The sequence below is a fragment of the Pseudomonas gessardii genome (assembly GCF_001983165.1).
Taxonomy (GTDB): Bacteria; Pseudomonadota; Gammaproteobacteria; order Pseudomonadales; family Pseudomonadaceae; genus Aquipseudomonas; species Aquipseudomonas gessardii.
Window position 1 is genome coordinate 1 of sequence record NZ_MNPU01000037.1, and the last position, 22,786, is coordinate 22,786.

Annotated in this window: 20 protein-coding genes; 8 read left to right on the top strand and 12 right to left on the bottom strand. The window is 61.6% G+C overall.

The genetic code is table 11. The features are described from left to right. Positions 1-176: 176 nt before the first annotated feature. Positions 177-1,436 (bottom strand): transcription termination factor Rho, encoded by a 1,260-nt coding sequence (gene rho, locus BLL38_RS21370; RefSeq protein WP_003176825.1) that lies wholly within the window; start codon positions 1,434-1,436, stop codon positions 177-179. 232 nt (positions 1,437-1,668) lie between these two features. Next, positions 1,669-1,998, bottom strand: coding sequence for a thioredoxin TrxA (gene trxA, locus BLL38_RS21375; RefSeq protein ID WP_076964277.1), 330 nt, complete (start codon positions 1,996-1,998; stop codon positions 1,669-1,671). Positions 1,999-2,092: 94 nt separating this feature from the next. Here trxA and BLL38_RS31135 point away from each other — a divergent pair, with 94 nt between their 5' ends. Further along, complete coding sequence (locus tag BLL38_RS31135) at positions 2,093-2,260, top strand: hypothetical protein (protein ID WP_154220615.1); 168 nt, start codon at positions 2,093-2,095, stop codon at positions 2,258-2,260. Here BLL38_RS31135 and BLL38_RS21380 read toward each other — a convergent pair. The 4 genes from BLL38_RS21380 to BLL38_RS21395 all read right to left on the bottom strand — a co-directional run bounded on the left by BLL38_RS21380 (position 2,232) and on the right by BLL38_RS21395 (position 6,763). Next, positions 2,232-2,837 carry a DUF1120 domain-containing protein gene (locus BLL38_RS21380; protein WP_083743091.1) on the bottom strand — a complete coding sequence of 202 codons (606 nt, stop codon included), beginning with the start codon at positions 2,835-2,837 and terminating at the stop codon, positions 2,232-2,234. The genes BLL38_RS31135 and BLL38_RS21380 overlap by 29 nt on opposite strands. After that, positions 2,803-5,289, bottom strand: a complete 2,487-nt coding sequence (locus BLL38_RS21385) for a fimbria/pilus outer membrane usher protein (protein WP_415640248.1) — start codon at positions 5,287-5,289, stop codon at positions 2,803-2,805. The genes BLL38_RS21380 and BLL38_RS21385 overlap by 35 nt, the downstream gene beginning before the upstream one ends. Continuing rightward, a complete protein-coding gene (locus BLL38_RS21390; RefSeq protein ID WP_076964278.1) occupies positions 5,279-5,971 on the bottom strand; it encodes a fimbria/pilus chaperone family protein in 693 nt (230 codons plus the stop codon). The genes BLL38_RS21385 and BLL38_RS21390 overlap by 11 nt, the downstream gene beginning before the upstream one ends. A gap of 144 nt (positions 5,972-6,115) precedes the next feature. Then, positions 6,116-6,763, bottom strand: coding sequence for a DUF1120 domain-containing protein (locus BLL38_RS21395; protein WP_076964279.1), 648 nt, complete (start codon positions 6,761-6,763; stop codon positions 6,116-6,118). A gap of 481 nt (positions 6,764-7,244) precedes the next feature. On the opposite strand from BLL38_RS21395, the gene ppx reads away from it, so the two are divergent. Further along, positions 7,245-8,747, top strand: a complete 1,503-nt coding sequence (gene ppx, locus BLL38_RS21400; RefSeq protein ID WP_076964235.1) for an exopolyphosphatase — start codon at positions 7,245-7,247, stop codon at positions 8,745-8,747. A gap of 4 nt (positions 8,748-8,751) precedes the next feature. Here ppx and BLL38_RS21405 read toward each other — a convergent pair whose 3' ends face one another. The 3 genes from BLL38_RS21405 to hemB form a co-directional block, all read right to left on the bottom strand. Beyond that, positions 8,752-10,161 (bottom strand): amidase family protein, encoded by a 1,410-nt coding sequence (locus tag BLL38_RS21405; protein ID WP_076964280.1) that lies wholly within the window; start codon positions 10,159-10,161, stop codon positions 8,752-8,754. A 230-nt stretch (positions 10,162-10,391) separates the two neighbouring features. Continuing rightward, positions 10,392-12,614, bottom strand: coding sequence for a polyphosphate kinase 1 (gene ppk1 / locus BLL38_RS21410; protein ID WP_076964236.1), 2,223 nt, complete (start codon positions 12,612-12,614; stop codon positions 10,392-10,394). A gap of 18 nt (positions 12,615-12,632) precedes the next feature. Then, positions 12,633-13,646, bottom strand: coding sequence for a porphobilinogen synthase (hemB, locus tag BLL38_RS21415; protein WP_076964237.1), 1,014 nt, complete (start codon positions 13,644-13,646; stop codon positions 12,633-12,635). Positions 13,647-13,864: 218 nt separating this feature from the next. On the opposite strand from hemB, the gene BLL38_RS21420 reads away from it, so the two are divergent. Next, a complete protein-coding gene (locus BLL38_RS21420) occupies positions 13,865-14,509 on the top strand; it encodes a DedA family protein (protein WP_076964238.1) in 645 nt (214 codons plus the stop codon). Here the strand turns inward: BLL38_RS21420 and BLL38_RS21425 are convergent. Further along, entirely contained in the window at positions 14,490-15,725 is a 1,236-nt protein-coding gene (locus BLL38_RS21425; RefSeq protein ID WP_076964239.1) for a sterol desaturase family protein, read from the bottom strand. The two genes, BLL38_RS21420 and BLL38_RS21425, sit on opposite strands and share 20 nt — an antisense overlap. Before the next feature lie 115 nt (positions 15,726-15,840). On the opposite strand from BLL38_RS21425, the gene elbB reads away from it, so the two are divergent. Continuing rightward, positions 15,841-16,506: an isoprenoid biosynthesis glyoxalase ElbB gene (gene elbB / locus BLL38_RS21430; protein WP_076964240.1), complete on the top strand. Its 666-nt coding sequence runs from the start codon at positions 15,841-15,843 to the stop codon at positions 16,504-16,506. Between the two features lie 100 nt (positions 16,507-16,606). Here the strand turns inward: elbB and BLL38_RS21435 are convergent, their stop codons facing one another. Then, complete coding sequence (locus tag BLL38_RS21435; protein ID WP_076964241.1) at positions 16,607-18,505, bottom strand: FTR1 family protein; 1,899 nt, start codon at positions 18,503-18,505, stop codon at positions 16,607-16,609. A 303-nt stretch (positions 18,506-18,808) separates the two neighbouring features. On the opposite strand from BLL38_RS21435, the gene BLL38_RS21440 reads away from it, so the two are divergent. The 4 genes from BLL38_RS21440 to BLL38_RS21455 are packed head-to-tail and all read left to right on the top strand — an operon-like array spanning position 18,809 to position 21,952. Further along, positions 18,809-20,206, top strand: coding sequence for a COG3014 family protein (locus tag BLL38_RS21440; protein WP_076964242.1), 1,398 nt, complete (start codon positions 18,809-18,811; stop codon positions 20,204-20,206). Between the two features lie 10 nt (positions 20,207-20,216). Beyond that, positions 20,217-20,585 (top strand): YcfL family putative periplasmic lipoprotein, encoded by a 369-nt coding sequence (locus tag BLL38_RS21445; RefSeq protein ID WP_076964243.1) that lies wholly within the window; start codon positions 20,217-20,219, stop codon positions 20,583-20,585. A gap of 35 nt (positions 20,586-20,620) precedes the next feature. After that, a complete protein-coding gene (lpoB, locus tag BLL38_RS21450) occupies positions 20,621-21,208 on the top strand; it encodes a penicillin-binding protein activator LpoB (RefSeq protein ID WP_076964244.1) in 588 nt (195 codons plus the stop codon). Between the two features lie 3 nt (positions 21,209-21,211). Next, on the top strand, positions 21,212-21,952 hold the full coding sequence (locus BLL38_RS21455) for a penicillin-binding protein activator LpoB (protein ID WP_076964245.1): 741 nt from the start codon (positions 21,212-21,214) through the stop codon (positions 21,950-21,952). Between the two features lie 151 nt (positions 21,953-22,103). On the opposite strand, the gene BLL38_RS21460 is transcribed toward BLL38_RS21455, so the two are convergent. Next, the gene (locus BLL38_RS21460) at positions 22,104-22,736 is read right to left on the bottom strand and encodes a LysE family transporter (RefSeq protein ID WP_076964246.1); all 633 of its coding nucleotides are present in this window, start codon (positions 22,734-22,736) and stop codon (positions 22,104-22,106) included. Positions 22,737-22,786: the final 50 nt, after the last annotated feature.

Consider the following 22,786-nt stretch of genomic DNA (forward strand, 5'->3'; position numbering starts at 1 on the left):
CCCTTGCCTCTGGCTAACACTTCCCCTTGCCGGGTGTGTAGAGGACTTTCACCTCCCAGTCACCAGCGTGGCCACCACAGCCAAGCTGGTTGCGCTTGCGCGCAACGCGCCATGCCTGGCGCACCAAAAAAATGGCGCCCCTAGGGGCGCCATTCTTTCGGACCTGAAACGTCGTATTACTTACGTTTCATCGACAGGAAGAACTCGTCGTTGGTCTTGGTGGTTTTCAGCTTGTCGATCAGGAACTCGATGGCAGCGACTTCGTCCATCGGATGCAGCAGCTTGCGCAGGATCCACATGCGCTGCAGCTCGTCGTCGGCCGTCAGCAACTCTTCGCGGCGAGTACCGGAGCGGTTGATGTTGATGGCCGGGAACACACGCTTTTCAGCGATGCGACGGTCCAAAGGCAGCTCCATGTTGCCGGTACCCTTGAACTCTTCGTAGATCACTTCGTCCATCTTCGAGCCGGTTTCAACCAGCGCGGTGGCGATAATGGTCAGCGAGCCGCCTTCTTCGATGTTACGCGCAGCGCCGAAGAAGCGTTTCGGCTTCTCCAGGGCGTGGGCATCGACACCACCGGTCAACACCTTGCCGGAGCTCGGGATCACGGTGTTGTAGGCACGGGCCAGACGGGTGATGGAGTCGAGCAGGATCACCACGTCCTTCTTGTGCTCGACCAGGCGCTTGGCCTTCTCGATCACCATTTCGGCAACCTGCACGTGGCGGGTTGGCGGCTCATCGAACGTCGAGGCAACCACTTCGCCGCGCACGGTGCGCTGCATTTCGGTCACTTCTTCCGGGCGTTCATCGATCAGCAACACGATCAGGTGAACTTCAGGGTTGTTACGCGCGATGTTCGCTGCAATGTTCTGCAGCATGATGGTCTTACCGGCTTTCGGCGGTGCGACGATCAGGCCACGCTGGCCCTTGCCGATCGGGGCGCACAGGTCGATCACACGACCGGTCAGGTCTTCGGTGGAACCGTTGCCGGCTTCCATCTTCATGCGCACGGTCGGGAACAGCGGCGTCAGGTTCTCGAAGAGAATCTTGTTCTTCGCGTTCTCCGGGCGATCGAAGTTGATCGTGTCGACCTTGAGCAGGGCGAAGTAACGCTCGCCTTCCTTCGGAGGGCGGATCTTGCCAACGATGGTGTCACCGGTGCGCAAGTTGAAGCGACGGATCTGGCTCGGCGAGACGTAGATATCGTCTGGGCCGGCGAGATAGGAGGCGTCTGCAGAGCGGAGGAAGCCGAAGCCGTCCTGGAGAATCTCCAGCACGCCATCACCGGAGATTTCCTCGCCGCTTTTCGCGTGCTTTTTCAGCAGGGAGAAAATCACGTCCTGCTTGCGCGAACGGGCCATATTTTCTATGCCCATTTCTTCGGCCAGTTGGAGCAGGTCGGTAATCGGCTTTTGCTTGAGTTCAGTCAGATTCATATAGGAATGACGTAATCATTTATAGAGGGGGGGAATTAAGCTTTTGGCTTAATGAGGCCGCGCCGCAGAGAAGGCGACAGGATCGCGTACTAATCGAAAGGAGTGCGTCGGCGACGGCTTGCAGGGGGCAGTGGAGAAACCAGTGCGGGGCCGAATGTACCACCTGGATTTCAGAGCGTCTAGCCCTGCTTCACGAAAAAGCCCCGCAAATTGCGGGGCTTTTTTACGACACTTAGATATTGGCGTCGAGGAATGCCGCCAGTTGCGACTTCGACAGTGCGCCGACCTTGGTGGCTTCGACGTTGCCGTTCTTGAACAGCATCAGGGTCGGGATACCACGCACGCCGTGCTTGGCCGGGGTTTCCTGGTTCTCGTCGATATTCAGCTTGGCAATGGTCAGCTTGCCTTCGTAGGTGGTAGCGATGTCGTCCAGGACCGGAGCGATCATTTTGCAAGGACCGCACCACTCAGCCCAGTAATCAACCAGCACCGGGCCTTCGGCCTTAAGTACTTCGGCCTCAAAGGTCGCGTCGGTGACGTGCTTGATAAGATCGTTGCTCATGGATGTCTCCGGGTTGTAAGCAAAAAAAACGTTACCCATCATAGCCGCCCTTCCTTCATTCAGGAAGCCGCCGCTGATTGACTCTTGCTATGGGATGCGCTCATTTTGGGTATGGCCCATTGCCGAAGCCGACGGCGAAGACCTCGACGCCGCCCATGCTGACCTGCGGCAGAAAGCCGGCATGGCGCTCCAGCAGTGCCTGACGCAACCGCGCACCGCTGAGCCGGCCAACGTCATTGGCTCGGTGGGGCAACCGGGCTGACGCCAACCCCACGCGGCAACCACTCGACCTGTATCTGCCCTTCGAGCGTTGTTTCACGGCGGACAGAAAAGGCATCGGACGATAGAGAGGGGTCGATCTCCAGTTGCACCGATAACCGACGGCCGGTTACCGGTACACCAGCCGCCCGGGCGATCAGAACCTGCCCGGGCACAAGGCGCTCGCTGGCCTCTGCCGGCGCCGAATCCTCGGCGACCAGGTCCACGGACCGGCCGTCAAGGTGGGCATCCCGGACACTCAGGGCAACGGCACCGGCGCCGCCAAACCGAAAGCCCTGCGCACCTCCTGGCGCCCCGCTGAACCGTAGCGCCATGGGGACCGGGTCGATACACACTACGTTCAACAGCACCGTACGCTTGCCCAGGGACTGCGGGTTGGCGTGCCCGTCAAACACCTGCCCTTGGCGCAATACACCGTAATCAACCCGCGGCTGGCTTAACGCCAACTGACAGCTGGCGGCGCTGACCTCACTGATCAACAACACCATCACGAACAACAGGCATGGATAGACCCTGCCTGGCGATTTACAGCGCACGACAGGTTGCCGAGGCGGTTTCATACAGTTTTTCATTGGAAGGCTCTGGCTCAAGGTTCAGTTGCAACAGGCAGGGTTTCGTGGAGCCCGGCATTTCCACCCTCAGGGTTTGCTGAGGCTGGCTGTCATTCAGGAAGATCAGGCCTTCACCCACCACGCTGGTCAGGAAGGCCTTGTCCTCGCCAAATACCGGGGCGCCCTGGGGTAATGCCCGCCCACTGGCGTCGCGAGCGGTCAACAGCACGCGGCGAGCGCTGATCACCTTGAACTCCACGGTATTGAACGAGCCGCGTGCGGCAGCGAGCGTCTGCGTGCCGTTCTTGAGGTCGACACGCTTGGGCAGGGACTGGGTCTGCACTTCGAGGTGACTGTTGCTGTAGGCCGGCAAGCCAGGAATGACCGCGAAGCCACGGTAATCGGTCCAGACGGGGCCCTGGGGGGTCTCGACTTTGGCGCCTGAGACATTGCCCACCGACAGCAAGCCGAAAGTGTCCTGCACCGCGTAGGGCGAAAAGGTCAGCCCCTGTTCATGGGCCACAATGGCACCCTGCAATTGCCCGGTGTAGCTGGTGCCCGATGCATCCCGGTTGATTCCCGCACCCACACGGGTGTAGCGCGGCATGACATCGACCCGGCCGTGTACCGCTTGCTGGCGATCCGTCAGGTCGCGCTCGGTTCCGACTTCGTAGTCCACATACTCGTTGACCCGTTCCGACAGGGTTGTACCGATATCGGAGCGGCCATTGCGGCGGCTGGCGAAGGAGGTAAGGCGCCGGCTCTCGCCGAAGGGCACGCTGACTTGCAGGCGCACCGACACGCCTTCGGAAGGGCGTTCCTCATTGGCGGTGTAACGACGCTTGCGCCGGCGTGACGGGCCGGTCTGCGAGTCGGCGATCAGGGCCACATCGACATCCCTGAAGCGCTGGTTCCACGACGCAAACACATGCTCGGCACCCTGCCCGTCAAACTGCTCACTGCGCGAATAGCTGAGGGAGAACCCGCCGAACGTCGGCCCACCCCAGCTCAACCCGGCGGTGTACTGGCGATGGAAGCGCCCATCCAGGTCATCCCTGGCCGATGCGCCGGCCTCCAGGACATCGCGATAGCCTCGACTCTGGGTGGTGGCACTCAGGTTGACCTCAACCCCGGCGCCCACTGGGCTGCTCAGCGACAAGGCATTGCGTGTGCCCCCCACGCCACGCACCTGATCCCGGGACACGTTGTGCCGTGCCGCCACCGAAACCCGCTGGAAAAAGACACGACTCAATGTCCCCCCTGCCGCGTGGTATTCATCCGTCCCCAGCAAGCCGAACCCCAGGGCCGTGCCCGCCCCCAGGCCCCAGGTGCCGCTGCCCATCGCCACCACCGGCGGCTCCCGGTCGCTGAGAAGCGTTTCGCGCACCTTGCCCAGGGCAAAGTCAAAGCCTGGCGCAACAGGCACCTGGGCACCGAAGGACGCAGCGGGCACCACGAAACTGCGCTTGCCACCCCGCATGTCGATGACGCTCACGTCCAGGTCACTGGTGCCATTGAGCAGCGGCAGGCCGGTGAGGCTGAACGGCCCTTCAGGCACCAGGGTCGAATAAATCAGCACCCCAGACTGGCGCACCTCGACCCTCGCCTGGCTATGGGCCAAGCCCTCGACCACAACGTCATTGGCGCTCCCCAGGCGTGAAACACCGTCGGGAAAGAGTTGGAAACCCGACAGTTGGAGCCCGCCAAACACCGGGCTCCGGCTGGAGATCTGGCCGACCTGGAAGGTCGATTGCAGGGGCGCGAAATCTCGCTGGGCATAGGCATATACATGCTCGCTGCTGCCCCGGCCATTATCAGAGATATAGAACTGCCGACTGCGCACCACCCAGTTACCAAGGTTGAACCCCGCCTCGGTATAGGCCGAGACAAACCGGCTGGAATCATTGCGCCCCTGGTTATCGAACCCCAGCACATCGTAATTGAGCAGGGCGGCCGTACCGCCCTGGCTGAAATTGCCCGCCTCCCATTGCGGCTCGCGAAACGACTGCGTGGGCACCACCAGGGACACTTCGTCATTGCTGGGACGCAACCTCACCAGCGTCGCCGGGAACTCGCCAAGGAAGTCATGGCACGCCTGGTCGGCCGTAACACCCGCCTGCAGGACCGTCGACGGCACCCGCAAGCCGGCCTTGTCCAGCAACCCGCGGGTAAAGCACAACTGGCCCTGATAGTCGAAACGGGCATCGACCAGCCCCAATGCGACGCCATTGACCCGCAGCCCGACCACCTGGACACCCTCGCGAAAGCGCGCAGCACTGCGGAAATAATCCGAGACCTTTGGGTCAATGCCGTGGGTGGTCAGGGCCGCCAGGTCAAAGCCGTCCCCCAATTCGAGGGCCAACGCCTCGCCATGAAACCCTGAAAGGGTTGCCAGGCCCATAAACAGCCCCGAACAACAGGCTGCACCGGCCCCCTTGCTCACCGCCCGGTCAAATCCCATGATCGGTCACATCAGCTTTGTAGCTGTCAACACTGAAGCCATACACCGTGGCAGGCTGCAAAACCACCGCGGTAACACCGGCCAGGGAACCCTGGGTGTCGACCGCCAGCACTTCACCCGGCAGGACATAGCTGCGCGGCAGGGTCGCCAGCCGTTTTTCCGGCAGCAACTGCAACTCCAGCGCCAGCCGTACCACATACGCACTGTCGTTGTGGACCGTCAGGCGACTGCCTTGGCGCTTCCACTTCAGCAACTCCCACGGTGCCTGGTGCTTGGCCAACCCCTTGGGGTGCAGAATCAGCGGCAGGTTCTGTCGCAGCGTGATCCCAATGGTCGCCCCTCCGGGGGTGCGGGCCTGGGGAATGCCTTCAAAGGACACACGCTTCAGGCGCTGGGTCTTGAGTGGCGCCCCGGCGGTGCTGATAAAACGGACCAACTGGGTTTCGCCGGCCTCGACCCGGGTAATCGGTGGCGTGACTATCAGCAATGGCTCCTGGTCTTCCGGTATGTTTTCGATGACCGAATAAAGCAGTGCGGGCCCCGGGTCTGTGTTCTTGATATTGATCGTTGCTTCACCGTCTTCTTCATTAAGCACGACGACGGTTGTTTCGGGCTGCATACCATCGGCTATCACGATGCCATTTGCGCCAAACAATAAACCTGCACACCACAACAGCGTCACACTTGCTTTCAAAAAACGATTCACCGTGTTTTCTCCGCAACGACCCAAATATTCAGCAAATAAATAATCACCCACGCGAAAGCAGCCGATAAGTTCCGCAAGTGCCATGACAACTTCCGTCCCACTATCGGCTGTTTTCTTCGCTTATATGTAGCTAAGTACTAAGGTCGCACGCCCATCCAGGGTGACATCACGCGACAGGTCCAGGTCCTGTGCCTTGTTGATGACCGCTTTTACAGCAATGACACCTGTTAGCTGAGCGATCGCGGCCGGCGTAATCGTTGCACTATTACGCCATGAGTACTGGCTAGGTGCTTGCGCGACTTTGCCATCGCTGCTCTGCCAGGCGCCTTGGCTGATCCGCACGATCGGATTCAACGTAGCGCCTGAAGACCTCAGGTCGCGTAGCGTGACCGAGTACCCGCCCGTACGCCGGGACGCTGTAGCGCCCAGGCCAAAGTTCTGGGCTTCGGTGTAACCGCTACCGAGGATGCCAGGCACCTTGCTGGCCGACTGCAAGTCGGTCAGGGCCAGGCCGAACTTGGTCGGCGTGGTGCCACAGTTGACAGACAGCGATGTGGTTTTCTCTTCACGGGGGTTGAAGGCGGTCTGGGACAACTCACCGGAGCGGATGGTCCCGTAGTCGATGATCCCACCCCCCCCCAGGCTGAGATTGCAGGCTGCGGGAACGATCGTGCCACGCACCACCAACTGCGCAACGTTTGTTGCTTGAGCGCCAATACTTGCACCCAAGCAGATAATGCCCATCGTCAAACCTAATACTTTTTTCATGATCAACCTGTCGTTTGTAAGTGTCAGGTATTTTTTATTCAAACCGGACAGTTCCACCGCCCACAATGAGTTCCTCCATGAAACAAAAAGCCATAAATAAATAACACCACGGCATCATTGCCGAACGACAGTTTCCCCCTTCGACTCACCCAAGAAATATAAGACTAAACCTTGATCCTTGTGAGACTCGTTAAAAACAATTGTCAACCTCACAAACTTCAGAAGTAGTCCAAAACAAGTTATGAACCTTCACAAGTAGATTCACCATGTAGGAAACAGCATAAAAACTCTAAAAAAACCAACTACCTCTTACTTACCTACAGCCCCTGGAATGATGTCATCCGCCATCCAGGAATTTGCCTTACATTTCTTACAAAATTTGATCGAGAGCATGTGTAAGACAAATCACCAAGCACTGCGCGTTGGCGTCAGCGTTTGATCGTGGCACGATGGCGAGGTTATCGACCGAGATCCCCTACCCATGCCGCAATCCAAAGCCAAGAATCTGTCCCTGATCGCCGCCATCGACCTGGGCTCCAACAGCTTTCACATGGTCGTGGCCAAGGCCCAGAACGGTGAGATCCGCATCCTTGAGCGGCTCGGCGAAAAGGTACAACTGGCGGCCGGGATCGACGACGAGCGCAAGCTCAACGAAGAATCCATGCAGCGCGGGCTCGATTGCCTCAAGCGCTTTGCCCAGTTGATCAACGGCATGCCCCAGGGCGCCGTGCGCATCGTCGGCACCAACGCATTGCGCGAAGCGCGTAACCGGGGCGAATTCATCCGCCGTGCCGAGGAGATCCTCGGGCACCCGGTGGAAGTCATCTCCGGCCGTGAAGAAGCGCGCCTGATCTACCTCGGCGTTTCCCACACCCTGGCCGATACCCCCGGCAAACGCCTGGTGGCCGACATTGGCGGCGGCAGCACCGAGTTCATCATCGGCCAGCGCTTCGAGCCGCTGCTGCGCGAAAGCCTGCAAATGGGTTGCGTCAGCTACACCCAGCGCTATTTCAAGGACGGCAAGATCACCCCGGCCCGCTACGCCCAGGCCTACACGGCGGCGCGGCTGGAGATCATGAGCATCGAGCACGCCCTGCACCGCCTGACCTGGGATGAAGCCATCGGCTCATCCGGCACCATCCGCGCCATCGGCCTGGCCCTGAAGGCCGGCGGCCATGGCACCGGCGAGGTGAATGCCGAAGGCCTGGCCTGGCTCAAGCGCAAGCTGTTCAAGCTCGGCGATGCGGAGAAGATCGACTTCGAGGGCATCAAGCCCGACCGCCGGGCCATCTTCCCGGCCGGCCTGGCGATCCTTGAAGCCATCTTCGACGCCCTCGAACTGCAACGCATGGACCACTGCGATGGCGCCCTGCGTGAAGGCGTGCTCTACGACCTGCTGGGCCGCCATCACCATGAAGACGTGCGTGAGCGCACCCTGGGCTCGCTGATGGAGCGTTACCACGTTGACCTGGAACAGGCGGCACGGGTCGAGCGCAAGGCGCTGCATGCCTTCGACCAGGTGGCTGCGGACTGGGAGCTGGAAGACGGGGTCTGGCGTGAACTGCTGGGCTGGGCGGCCAAGGTCCATGAAGTGGGGCTGGATATCGCCCACTACCATTACCACAAGCACGGTGCGTACCTGATCGAGCACTCCGACCTGGCGGGGTTTTCCCGGGAGGACCAGCAGATGCTGGCGCTGCTGGTACGCGGTCATCGCCGCAATATTCCCAAGGACAAGTTCGCCGAGTTCGGCGCCGAGGGCATCAAGCTGATTCGCCTGTGCGCCCTGCTGCGCTTTGCGATCCTGTTCCATCACATTCGCGGCACCCAACAGATGCCGCAAGTCACCCTGCTCGCCAATGGCGACAGCCTGGATGTGGTGTTCCCCGAAGATTGGCTGGATGAAAACCAGCTGACCCAGGCGGATTTCGCCCAGGAGGCCGAGTGGCTGACGCGGGTGGGTTTCAGCCTGAACGTGCACTGACCCCCTAGGCGTTCTCGGACGACACCGGCGTGCCAGGCAGGAACGCCGGCTCGCGGATGGCCTGCGAGGCCTGTTCATAGCCATGGGCGACCGAGAGCAGCGTGGCTTCACTGTTGCCCGCACCCGAAAAATGCAGCGCCGTCGGCATGCCCTCGTCATCCATGCCCGAGGGCACCGAGATGCCGGGGTAACCGGCAGCGGCAGCAAAGTAGTAACTGTCAGAGCGGAAGTTCGACACGATGGCATCGAGCCTGTGCTCGCTCAGCGGCTTATCGAGGGTGCCCTTGAACACCGGCAGGACGCTCGCCCATAGTTGCTCGCGCTGTTCATCCGTCACCTGCAGGCGGTTGATCTGCTCCAGCAATACCTGGTCCGGCTCCCCGGCCTGCCTGTCACGCTCATTGAAGGCAATCAGTTCAGCCAACGACTTCACGGGCAACCCTTCCCGGCCAGCCAGGTAGCTGTCCAGGTGGTGCTTGATCCCGGCAAGTAGCGCATCGCTGTATTGATCGTAAGCTTCACGGGAGACCTCCGCATCCAGCCTGCCTATCGGCACCATGACGGCGCCCCTGGACGCCAGCAATGCGATCGCGTCCGCGAAGTGCTGACGGTCCGCGCGCAAGGCCGGATCCCCGGCCTCCTCAGGCGACAACACAGGCAGCGGCGTGTAGCCAATGCGCTTGCCCTGCAAGACATCCGGCGTGAGCCCGGCGGTGTAGCCGGTTGTTTCGGTCATGGCATTGAGCGCTTCGCCAGCATCGCGCACGCTGCGCGTAAAGGTGCCCACCGAATCCAACCTTGAACTGGTCATCACCCCCTCGGTACTCACCAGCCCGGCCGTGGTTTTCAGCCCGACCACGCCGTTGTAGGCCGCCGGGGCAATGATCGAGCCATTGGTCTCGATGCCCAGTGCCAGCGGCACCAGGCCCTGGGCGACCGCCACCGCCGACCCCGAACTGGACCCTGCCACCTGCCCTCCCAGTCGATGGGGATTGAGGGTTTGCCCACCACGGGAGCTCCAGCCATCGACCGGTACGCTGGAGCGGAAGTTGGACAGTTCGCTCATATTGGTCTTGCCCACGATCACGGCGCCGGCCTTGAGCAGGTTGTCCACGACCCTGGCGTTTTTGCTCGACGGTGAACCGACCAGCGCCCGGGACCCGGCACTGGTGTGCATTTTCCCGCGGGTTTCAAAGACATCTTTCAGGGCAACCGGCACGCCATGCAAAAAACCGCGCACAGTACCGCCGGCACGCTCCTGGTCACGCATGCGCGCCTGTTCACGCGCATCGGGGTTGACCTGCACAAAGGCATTGCCGCCCTGCAAACCCTGATCGATAGTGGCGATACGCTTCAATGCGTCGCGCACCAGGGACTCGGCAGTGACTGCCGCCCGAGCCATGTCGGACGACATGGCCTGCGCACTGCGGTAGCCCTTTGGCGGCGAAGCCAGCGCTTCGTATAGCCCCGCAGTGCCCAACCCGATACCAACGGATCCCATCATCGAAAATTCCTTAACTGCCCTGTACCGGCTATCGCCTGATAGCCCGAGGTCAGTCTAGGAACCGGAGCCTGGGCTCCCCAACCTGGGAAATCTGACAATCCTGTCCGATTTCCCGGTGGCCGATGTAGGCCTAGTCGATATCAGCGAACCGTCAGCACCGGGCTGCCCAGGCGCTCCAGCAAGGTCGCCTGCGCACTGCGCGGGTTCTGGTTGCCGGTCGGGGTGTTGCGCAGGTAGCGCCCGTCCGATTGCAGGCTCCAGCTGTGGGTGTTATCGGTCAGATAGCTCTCCAGTTCCTTCTTGACCCGCATGATCAGCTTCTTGCCTTCCACCGGGAAACAGGTCTCTACGCGCTTGTCGAGGTTGCGCTCCATCCAGTCGGCACTGGACAGGAACATCTGCTCTTCGCCGCCGTTGAGGAAGTAGAACACCCGCGTGTGCTCCAGGAAGCGGCCGATGATCGAACGCACATGGATATTGTGGGACACACCCGCGATGCCCGGACGCAGGCAGCACATGCCCCGCACCACCAGGTCGATACGCACGCCGGACTGGCTGGCCTTGTACAGCGCGCGAATGATCTTCGGATCAGTCAGGGAGTTGAACTTGGCGATGATGTGCGCCGGCTTGCCATCGAGGGCGAACTGGGTCTCGCGGGCAATCATGTCGAGCATGCCCTTCTTCAGGGTAAACGGCGCATGCAGCAGTTTTTTCATGCGCAGCGTCTTGCCCATGCCGATCAACTGGCTGAACAGTTTGCCGACGTCTTCGCACAGCGCGTCGTCGGAGGTCAGCAGGCTGTAGTCGGTGTAGAGCTTGGCGTTGCCGGCGTGGTAGTTACCGGTGCCCAGGTGCGCGTAACGCACGATCTCACCGGCTTCGCGGCGCAGGATCAACATCATCTTGGCGTGGGTCTTGAAGCCCACCACGCCATAGATCACCACCGCGCCGGCCGCTTGCAGGCGGCTGGCCAGTTGCAGGTTGGACTCTTCGTCGAACCGCGCACGCAGCTCGATCACCGCCGTGACTTCCTTGCCGTTACGCGCAGCGTCGACCAGTGCATCGACGATTTCCGAATTGGCGCCGCTGCGGTACAGGGTCTGGCGCACGGCCAGGACGTGGGGGTCCTTGGCGGCCTGGCGCAGCAGGTCGACCACCGGGGTGAACGACTCGAAGGGGTGCAGCAGCAAGATGTCCTGCTTGCTGACCACGCTGAAGATGTTCTCGCTGTTTTGCAGCAGTTTCGGGATCTGCGGGGTGAACGGCGTGTATTGCAGCTCCGGGTGACTGTCCAGGCTGGTGATACTGAACAGGCGCGTCAGGTTCACCGGGCCGTTGACCTGGTACAGCTCGGTCTCGGCCAGGTTGAACTGCTTGAGCAGGTAGTCCGACAGGTGCTTGGGGCAGGTATCCGCCACTTCCAGGCGCACTGCGTCGCCGTAGCGCCGCGAGAACAGCTCGCCGCGCAGGGCGCGGGCCAGGTCTTCCACATCTTCGGTGTCTACCGCCAAGTCGGCGTTACGGGTCAGGCGGAACTGGTAGCAGCCCTTGACCTTCATGCCCTGGAACAGGTCATCGGCGTGGGCGTGGATCATCGACGAAAGGAATACATAGTTATCGCCAGCCCCCCCGACCTCTTCCGGTACCTTGATAATGCGTGGCAACAGGCGCGGCGCGGGGATGATCGCCAGGCCCGAGTCACGGCCAAAGGCATCGATACCTTCGAGCTCGACAATAAAGTTCAGGCTCTTGTTCACCAGCAGCGGGAACGGGTGCGTCGGGTCCAGGCCAATCGGGGTAATGATCGGCGCGATCTCGTCGCGGAAATAGCGACGGACCCAGGTCTTGAGCTTGACGGTCCAGTTGCGCCGACGGATGAAGCGCACCTGGTGCTTTTCCAGCTCCGGCAACAGGATGTCGTTGAGGATGGCGTATTGGCGGTCCACATGGCCGTGCACCAGCTCGCTGATGCGGGCCAGGGCCTGGTGCGGCTGCAGGCCATCGGCGCCGGCCTGTTCACGGGCGAAGGTGATCTGTTTCTTGAGGCCGGCGACACGGATCTCGAAGAACTCGTCCAGGTTGCTGGAGAAGATCAGCAGGAACTTCAAGCGCTCCAGCAGCGGGTAGGACTCATCCAGCGCCTGTTCCAGCACACGGATATTGAATTGCAGTTGCGACAGCTCGCGATGGATGTACAGGCTGCTGTCGTCCAGGTTCGGAATCACCAGAGGCGGTGCCGCCACCACCGGCTCCGCGATCACGACAGGCTGCTCAGGCACAAGCTCCGGCGGGGTTTCGGCGACCTGTTCAACCACCGGGTGCGCATCTTTTACAGCAACGTCTGTGAGTCCTTCGGTATTCATCGAGTGTTCCTGTGAGGGCTATTGTTGCTCTCTAAGCAATTGGGCGGCACGGGCGGCAAAGTAAGTCAGGATGCCATCGGCACCCGCACGTTTAAAGGCGGTAAGAGATTCCAGGACGACACCTTCACTCAACCAGCCATTTTGAATCGCGGCCATGTGCATCGCATATTCACCACTGACCTGATAGACAAAGGTCGGCACCTTGAATTCCTCCTTGACCCGATAAAGGATGTCCAGGTACGGCATGCCAGGCTTGACCATTACCATATCGGCGCCTTCGGCCAGGTCCGCCGCCACTTCGTGCAAGGCTTCGTGGCTGTTGGCCGGGTCCATCTGGTACGAGGCCTTGTTGGCCTTGCCCAGGTTCAACGCCGAGCCGACCGCATCGCGGAACGGGCCGTAGTAGGCACTGGCATACTTGGCCGAATAGGCCATGATCCGCACATTGACATGCCCGGCCAGCTCCAGCGCCTCGCGGATCGCCTGGATCCGACCATCCATCATGTCCGACGGGGCCACCACCTGGGCGCCCGCGGCGGCATGGGACAGCGCCTGCTTGACCAGTGCGTCAACAGTGATGTCGTTCTGCACATAGCCTTCTTCATCCAGGATGCCATCCTGCCCGTGGGTGGTGAACGGGTCCAGCGCCACGTCGGTGATCACCCCCAACTCCGGGAACCGCTCGCGCAGGGCGCGGGTTGCGCGCTGGGCAATGCCTTCGGGGTTCCAGGCCTCGGCGGCGTCCAGGGACTTGAGCCCGGCCGGCGTGACCGGGAACAGCGCCAGCGCCGGGATCCCCAGCTCGACCCACTGTGCGGCCTCTTCCAGCAGTAGATCGATGGTCAAACGCTCGACACCCGGCATCGACGTCACCGCTTCCCGGCGATTTTCACCGTCCAGCACAAACACCGGCAGGATCAGATCATCCACCGTCAGGACGTTTTCACGCACCAGGCGGCGAGAAAAATCATCACGACGGTTGCGGCGCAGGCGGGTAGCGGGAAACAGGCGTTGGGCGGGGGTAAAGCTCACGGCAGACTCCTGAGCCCGGCTTGACGGGCGAGCGTGACAGTTATAAGCGGCCATTATGACGAAGGAATGACAGTTGTGCTTACTCATCCATCCGGCATACGGCCTGTCGTCGCATTCATGGTTTCTGTAGGAAATGTTCACTTCGTGACACATCTCGATACTTTCATGAATGTTCGCGAAGGCGTAGGCTGCGCGTTCATTTCGCCAGCACCCAGACAATGCTCCAACAATTTCTGAATGACTTTGGCTACTTTGCCCTCTTCCTGGGGACGTTCTTTGAAGGTGAGACCATTCTGGTACTCGCAGGCTTCCTGGCGTTCCGCGGATACATGGATATCAACGTGGTGGTGGTGGTCGCGTTCTTCGGCAGCTACGCCGGCGACCAGCTCTGGTACTTCATGGGCCGCAAGCATGGGCGCAAATTGTTGGCGCGCAAGCCACGCTGGCAACTGCTGGGCGATCGGGCGCTGGAGCATATCCGCCGGCACCCGGATATCTGGGTATTGAGCTTCCGTTTTGTCTATGGCCTGCGCACGGTCATGCCCGTGGCCATTGGCCTGTCGGGCTACCCGCCGGGACGCTACCTGTTGCTCAACGGCATTGGCGCGGCGATCTGGGCGGCAGCGCTGGGCGCGGCGGCCTATCACTTTGGCGCCGTGCTCGAAGGCATGCTGGGCAGCGTCAAGAAGTACGAGCTGTGGGTCCTGGGCGCCTTGCTGGTGCTCGGCCTGGGCTTGTGGCTGCGCCGGCGCATCCGCAACGCCCGCCTGGCCCGGGAAAACTGCGCCGCCGAGCAAGCCCAACTGGCGCAGGCGCAACTGGCCGAGCCGAAAAAGCCCGAGCCTACGACACCCACCGAGTAAGCCGGCCCCGACAACAGTAGAGGCCGATGACACTGAGCAGGCTGTAGCTGGCCAGCCCCAGCCAGCCCAGCGCGCTGGCCGGCCACAACCCGACCAGCGGCGCCAACCACACCAGCGGCACGTTCAGCAGCAGCCGCAGCAACTCAGCCTTCAAGGCCCATGGGCGGTTCTCCAGTGCCACGCCCAAGGTAAACAGCCCCAACGCCATCACACTCCAGCCCAGCACCAACGCGGCGGTCGGCATACCTTCGCCAAAGTTCATCAGGTAGCTGCCAAAGCCCACATACGCGGCAAATTGCAGGGCGATGTAGACCTGCTGGCGTGTATCGAGGGGCACCTCGAATTTGCGGAACTGGCTCAGGTCCGGCTTGGTCAGCGGGTACTTGGCCTTGACGTCCGCCGGGCGCCAGCCGGTGCGCATGAACCAGATACGCAACTTGTCCCACCCACTTTCGGTACGCCGGGCATCACTCCACAGCTGCGCATAGAACTGCAGGTTGGCCCACAGCGGGTTCCAACTGGCCAAAGGCGTGGTCACGCCAAAGATCACCGGCTCGTTTTCGTCTTCTTCCTGGAACGAACCAAACAGGCGGTCCCAAATAATGAACACCCCACCGTAGTTGCGATCCATGTAGAGAGCGTTCTGTGCATGGTGGGCTCGATGATTGGACGGCGTGACAAAAAACCACTCGAACCAGCCAAGCTTGGGCACATGACGGGTATGCACCCAGAATTGATACAGCAGGTTGAGTGACGCCACACTGATAAAGACCACCAGCGGTACACCGGCCACAGCCAGTGGCAGATAGAAGATCCAGCTCAACAGGAAACCCGTGCTGGTCTGGCGCAAGGCCGTGGTGAGGTTATAGTCCTCGCTCTGGTGATGCACCGAGTGCGCCGCCCACAGGATGTTGCGCTCATGCCCGCAGCGGTGCAGCCAGTAGTAGCAGAAGTCATAGAAGACAAAGGCAAACACCCAGGTCCAGACGCTCTGGGTCGCCAGCTCGAACAGTGCCAGGTGCTGGAGGGCAAAGGCGTAGGTCAGCAGGCCCACGCCCTTGGTCAACAGCCCGGTGGTGGTGGACAACACACCGGTGCTCAGGCTGTTGATGGCATCGGCCACCCGGTAGTTGCGCTCGCCGCGCCAACGGTCAGCCAGCAGTTCGAGCACAATCAGGGCAATGAAAAACGGTACCGCGTAAGGGACGAAGTCCATGGGCAAGTCCGATCAATTATTGTTACATCAAGATTAGGTCGAGTGGTCGGATATCCCATTGGCAATGAGTGACAAATCAGTAGACATTTAACGCCATAAATCAGGAGAAATGCCCATGAGCAAAAAGATTGCAGTGATCCTTTCCGGCTGTGGCGTGTACGACGGCGCTGAAATCCATGAAAGCGTGATCACTTTATTGCGCCTGGACCAACGCGGCGCCGAGGTCCAGTGCTTTGCCCCGGATATTGCCCAGCTGCATGTGATCAACCACCTCACGGGTGCAGAAATGCCCGAGTCGCGCAATGTCCTGGTGGAGTCGGCACGCATCGCCCGGGGCGAAGTGAAGGACATTCGCCAGGCCCGCGCGGAAGACTTCGACGCACTGATCGTGCCCGGTGGTTTTGGCGCGGCGAAGAACCTGTCGAACTTTGCCCTTGAGGGCGCCGGCTGCAGCCTCAACCCGGATGTACTGGCGCTGGCCGAAGCCTTTGCCGAAGCGAGCAAGCCCGTGGGGCTGATCTGTATCTCGCCGGCACTGGCGGCGAAGATCTACGGCCCGGGCGTGGTCTGCACCATCGGCAACGACACCGACACGGCTGCGGCCCTGGACAAGATGGGCGCCACCCACCAGGCGTGCGCGGTCGACGAGATCGTCGAAGACAAGGCACGCAAACTGGTGAGCACACCAGCCTATATGCTGGGCAAGAACATCAGCGAAGTGGCCTCCGGCATCAACAAGTTGGTGGACCGGGTGCTGGAACTGACCCACGAGCACGACTGAACGGGCGACACCGATCAAACATATGTGGCCTGTCTAGGGGTGGATTTGTGTGGGAGCTGGCTCCCACACAGCCAGCCCCTACATTTTTATCGTGGCGTGCTCAGGAAGCCACCACCCGGCGCTTCTCGGCCAACCGGCTGCGGCTGTACAGCACCACAATCGCAATGATCGCCAGCGCCTGTGCACTCAACGAATACGCATCGGCATGAATGCCCAACCAGTCAAAATCAAAGAACGCCACCGGCCGGGTGCCGAAGATGCCGGCTTCCTGCAACGCCTTGACACCATGCCCGGCAAACACTACCGACAGCGCACACAGCAGCGCCGCGTTGATTCCGAAGAACAGCGCCAGCGGCAGCTTCGCCGAGCCACGCAGGATGATCCACGCCAGGCCCACCAGCAGCACCAGCGCCGTGGCGCCACCGGCCAATACCGCGTTATGCCCGGCAGGGCCGGCCTGTAGCCACAGGGTTTCGTAGAACAGGATCACTTCAAACAGTTCGCGGTACACCGAGAAGAACGCCAGGATCGCAAACCCAAAACGCCCACCGCCGCCGACCAGGCTGCTCTTGATGTAGTCCTGCCAGGCGGCCGCATGACGGCGGTCGTGCATCCACACCCCCAGCCACAGCACCATCACGCTGGCAAACAGCGCCGTGCAGCCTTCCAGCAACTCGCGCTGGGCACCGCTGACGTCAATCACATAGGCCGCCAGGGCCCAGGTCGCCGCACCGGCCAGCAAGGCCAGGCCCCAACCGATGTTGACGCTGCGCACCGCCGACTGCTGGCCGGTGTTGCGCAGGAAGGCGAGGATCGCCGCCAGCACCAGGATCGCTTCCAGCCCTTCACGCAGCAGAATCAGCAAGCCCGAGATATAGCTCAACGACCAGCTCAGGCCGTCGCCGCCCAACAGGCCGGCCGCTTCAGTGAGCTTGCCCTTGGCCACGTCCAGGCGCTGCTGGACCTGTTCGATCGGCAATCCATCCTGCAACGACTGCCGATACGCCATCAGGGCCTTCTCGGTGTCCTTGCGCACGTTGGCATCGACGTTATCCAGGGAGCTCTCCACCAGCTCGAAACCTTCCAGGTACGCCGCTACCGACAGGTCGTAGGCCTGTTCGTGCTCGCCGCCGCGGAACGCCACCAGGCTTTTATCCAGGGTGGCGGCGGTGTACGCCAGCAACTGCGCCGGGCCACGCTGGACCTGCGGCGGCTGCGCGCGCTGGGCGCGGAACACCCGGACGGCGTCCGGCCCCTCGGCGGCCAGCACTTCTTCCGGGGTCTGGCGGGCCAGGTCGGCCAGGTTGAAGGATTTTTCGCTATTGGCTGCCGCCGGGTCAGCAGTGAAGCCGGCGATATAGGTCGCCAGGTCCCAGCGCTGACGGTCATCCAACTGGTCGGCGAACGACGGCATATCGGTGCCTTCGACGCCCAGGCCCAGGGTGTTGTAGATGCCATACAGGCTCAGGCGGTCCAGGCGCTGCGCATCGCGCAGGTTGGCCGGTGGCGGGGTCATGCCGACACCCGCCGGGCCATCGCCCGCCCCGGCGTCACCGTGGCATACCGAGCAGTGCTGGGCATACAGCGGCGCGCCGCGGGTCGGGTCGGGGGTAATGGCCGGTGCCTGGCTCACTTCATAGGCCGCCGCCAGTTGCGCCCCCAGTTGCCGCGCCTGGCGCGCTACCACGCCGCCATCCTGGTGGGTGGTGACGGCGGCCAACAACTCAGCGACACCTTTGACCAGGCTTGCGCGCTCAGGCTTGTCCGGCAGTTGCGCCACCAGGCCCTGCAACACACCGAGGAATTCCACCTGCTCACGGTACTCGGACTCATCGACCACCTTGCCCGCCTCCACCGTCGGCGGATAGTCAGCGCCAATGTAGTCCAGTAAATGCAGGGCCTGGGGCGCACCGTCTGCAGTGGCCGCCAGCAGGTTGAAGCTGCACAACACCAACGCCGGCAACAACAGCCAGGCGAGAAAACGGGAAGGGGCAGTCATGAATGACTCTCAAATGGAAACAAGAAGTAACATATTGTCGAATGTTAATGGGTTTGACTCAAGATGTTAGTGATTGACGGCTGAAATCAGTGGCCTGCGTAGTGGCACAAACCTTAAAGAATGCAGCTGAAAAGCCATTGTTTTGCCAGTAACGAGGCCTATAATGCGCCGCCTTCGTTATCGCGAAACGGCATTTCGGCTCCTCTTTTTATGAGGAATATGTGGGAAAAGACTTTTCCTGCGCTTGGTTATTCGGCCCGACCAGCCCCTTCGGCCGATTACGCTCAGGGAAGCAGCACCTCAATGGCATCTCGCGTCTTTACCTCCCTTGCCCTCGCGGCGGTTACGCTGCTGTCGGGCTGCTCGATGTTCCGCAGCTACGACACTGAACTGCAAGCCACCAACCAGCAGTTGGCCAGCGGCAATGTGGATGCCGCGCTGACCCTGCTGGAGAAGAACAACAGCAGCGAAGACAAAGACCTTCTCTACTATTTTGAAAAAGGCGAGTTGCTGCGGGCCAAGGGCGACCTGGCCGGCAGCCAGGCGGCCTGGCACCGTGCGGACCTGGTGGTGTACACGTGGGAAGAGTCGGTCAAGTTCGATACCGAGCGCTACCTGGCGCAATTCGGCAGCTTCCTGGTCAATGACAAGGTGCGGCGCTACGAAGGCTATGACTACGAAAAAGTCATGCTCACCACCCAAATGGCGCTGAACCTGCTGGCGGTCAATGACTTCGACGGCGCACGCACCGAAATCAAGAAGACCCACGAACGCGAAGCTGTGATCGCCGAACTGCGGGACAAGGAATACCTCAAGCGCGAAAACGAAGCCGAGCGTCAGGGCGTCGCCACGCAGTTCAAAGACCTGCGCGGCTACCCGGTGGAAAGCCTCGACGCCCCGGACGTGGTGGGCCTGAAGAACAGCTACCAGAGTGCGTTCAGCCATTACCTGGCTGGCTTCGTCTACGAAGCCCTGGGCGAAAAGGACCTGGCCGCGCCGGGCTATCGCAAGGCCGCCGAATTGCGCCCCAACACACCGTTGCTGGAACAGGCCCTGCTCGATCTGGATGCCTCCCCCGTGGCGGCTGACGAAAGCGACGTGCTGATCGTGGTGCAGAGCGGCCTGGCGCCGGCCCGCGACTCGATCCGCCTGCCGCTGCCGATCCCGATCGACGGGCATTGGGTGATCACGCCGCTGTCGTTCCCGGTGATCAAGCCAGACACCTCGACGGCCACCTTTGCGCAGATCGGCGTCGATGGCCGCCAGCAAAACCTCACCGCCCTCAACAGCACCACCGCGATGTCGCGCCGCGCCCTGCGCGACGATATGCCGGGGATCATCCTGCGCACCACCGTGCGCGCCATCAGCCGCGGCGTGACACAAAAGAACCTGAACCAGACCAACCCGATGGCCGGCCTGGTGCTGGGCATCGCCTCCGCCGTCACCGAGGGCGCCGATACCCGCACCTGGCGCACCCTGCCGGACATGACCCAGGTCACGCGCCTGCGCCTCAAGCATGGCGAGCACCAGGTGAGCCTGCCCAATGCCCTGGGCGGCAGCTTGGTGACGGTCAAGGCCGAGCAACGCCATCAGGTGATCACTTTGCGGGTGGTCGGCAACCAGGTGTTCGCCAGCGGCGTGGCGGCCCGTGTGGTCGCGAGCAACCCGGCCCAGGCCGTCGCCAGCCTCAAACAACCTTAAGGAGCACGCTATGCGTCATTTTATCCTCGGCGCCCTGGCGCTGATCGTCCTCGCCGGGTGCGCCACGCCGCCGCCGACACCGGGCAGCGCCGCGAGCAAAGTCGTGGTGATGGGCACGTTCAAGGGCATCGCCGTCGGCGCCATTCGGGTGGCCCGCGAAAACGGCTTCCTGACCGCCAAGGTGCAACTGAGCAACATCACCAGCAGCAACCAGATGATGTATTACCGCTTCGCCTGGCTGGGCGCCGACGGCTTCCCGGTGGGCGACGAAGAACCCTGGAAAGTGCTGAACCTCTACGCCAACCAGGCCACCTTCCTGCCGGCCATCGCCAACCTGCCCCAGGCCGCCGACTTCCGCCTTGAAGTGAAAACGCCTTGAGCCAGCCCCCTATTCAGTTTTCGAGAGACATTCCCATGCTTGCACGCTTTTCGTTCCTCGCCGTGGTCGCCGTGTTGGCCAGCGGCTGCGCCAACACCTCGCCGGTCATCGGCGGCAAAAATATCAGCTACGGCGACACCAAGGCCGTGGAACTGGTGACCAACGAGTTCGGCTCCACCGACCTGCAGATGATCGCCGAAAGCATGACCCGCTCCCTGGCGCAGTCCGGCATCCTCCAGGGCCGCCCGGTGGTGCAGGTGTATGACGTGAAGAACAAGACCAGCGAGTACATCGACACCCGCGAGATCACCACCTCGATCAAGACCCAGCTGATGAAGACCGGCACCGCCCGCTTCGCCAGCGACAACACCGATATGCAAAGCCAGGTCGAGCAGCTCAAGCTGCAAAACCAGAGCGGCCTGTACAAGAAGTCCACCGTCAGCAAGACCGGCAACATGATTGCCGCCAAGTACCGCCTGGAAGGCTCCATCAGTTCCATCGTCAAGCGCAGCGCCGACTACAAGGACGTGTTCTACAAGTTCAGCCTGCAACTGATCGACGTCGAAAGCGGCCTGGCCGAATGGATGGACGAAAAAGAAATCCGCAAGACCACGGAGCGCTAGGCCATGCGCCCATGGATCGGCATCATCGCCCTGCTGTGCAGCGCTGGCGCCTGGGCGGCGCCGAAAATCGCGGTCACGGACCTGGCCTACGAGGCGCGCGTGGAGGAATACATCCACGCCGTCGCGGCCAGCCATAACTTCCAGGCCAGCCCGTACAACGCCAGCGGCGCGTCCAGCTACGCCGAATTCGAGAGCCGCAACAGCTACATCGAACAGAGCGAGCTGCGTAAATTCAGCGGCGATATCAAGGGCGAAATCCTCAAGTCGCGCCAGTTCCAGCTGGTCCAGGGCACGCCCTACACCCGCGAGGCCAAGGGCGACGTGTACGACGTGATCAAGCGGATCAAGGCCGGCCACTTCAAGGGCGCCGACTATGTGCTGTTTGGCACCTTGTCGGATATCGACTTCACCCAGGACATCAACGCCCTGGATCGCACCAACAGCTATTCGGCGGTGCTGGGGCTGGCGGTCGTGGCGGATTTCAGCCTGATCAACACCCGCACCTACGAGATCACCTCGGCGTTTACCGCCATGGGTGAAGGCCAGGACACCAAGCTGGTGAGCAGCCGCGACGTACGCGTGAGCCTGAGCCGGCCACGGGTGGTGAAGGAAGTGTCGAAAACCCTGGGTGAAGATGTGGCGCGCCAGCTACAGGAGCAACTGGGCGGCGGCTACCAGGAGCCTGGGCAGCCGGCATTGCGCAACAACCTGCCAAGGGATGAGGCGCCGAAGATCCTGCACTGAGCTCAATCTCAAAGGCCACACAAAACAAATGTGGGAGCGGGCTTGCTCGCGATGGCGGTGTGTCAGTCAACAGGAATAGTGACTGATCCACCGCCATCGCGAGCAAGCCCGCTCCCACAGTTTTGATTCGGTTTCTTCAGGTAAATCGCCGTCAGGCCGTGGCGCGATGCAGGCTGGCGAGGAACCCCGCAGCGCCCACGAACAACCCGGCAAACGTACGGTTCATGCGCTTCTGCTGCTTGGGTGTGCGCAACAGGCGCAACACTTTCGCCGCCAGCCCGGTGTAGCCGGCCATCACGATCATATCCACGCCAATCATGGTCGCACCGAGGATCAGGTACTGGATCAGCAGCGGCGCCTGTGGGTTCACGAACTGTGGCAGCACCGCCAGCATGAAGACCAGGGCCTTGGGGTTGCTGGCATTGACCAGAAAGCCACGGAACATCATCGCCATCGGCTTGCCGATCGGGCGCACCGGCGCGTCATCGCTCATGTCCATGGGCAGGGCGCGCCATTGCTTGATGGCCAGGTACACCAGGTACGCCACGCCAAACCATTTGATCGCATAGAACGCGGTTGAAGACGTCGCCAGAATGGCGCCCAGGCCGCCCGCTACCACGGCAATCTGCATCGCCAGGCCCAGTTGCAGGCCAATAGCGTTCCAGTAACCGCGCAGGAAACCATATTGCAGGCCGCTGGACATGGAGGCGATGGCGCCCGCGCCGGGGGAGAGACTGATGATCCAGCTGGCCAGGAAGAAGGCCAGCCATGTGTCGAGCGCCATTACACACCTCGTAGCAAATTCGTTGTGAGCACTAAGCTAACGCCAAGGGC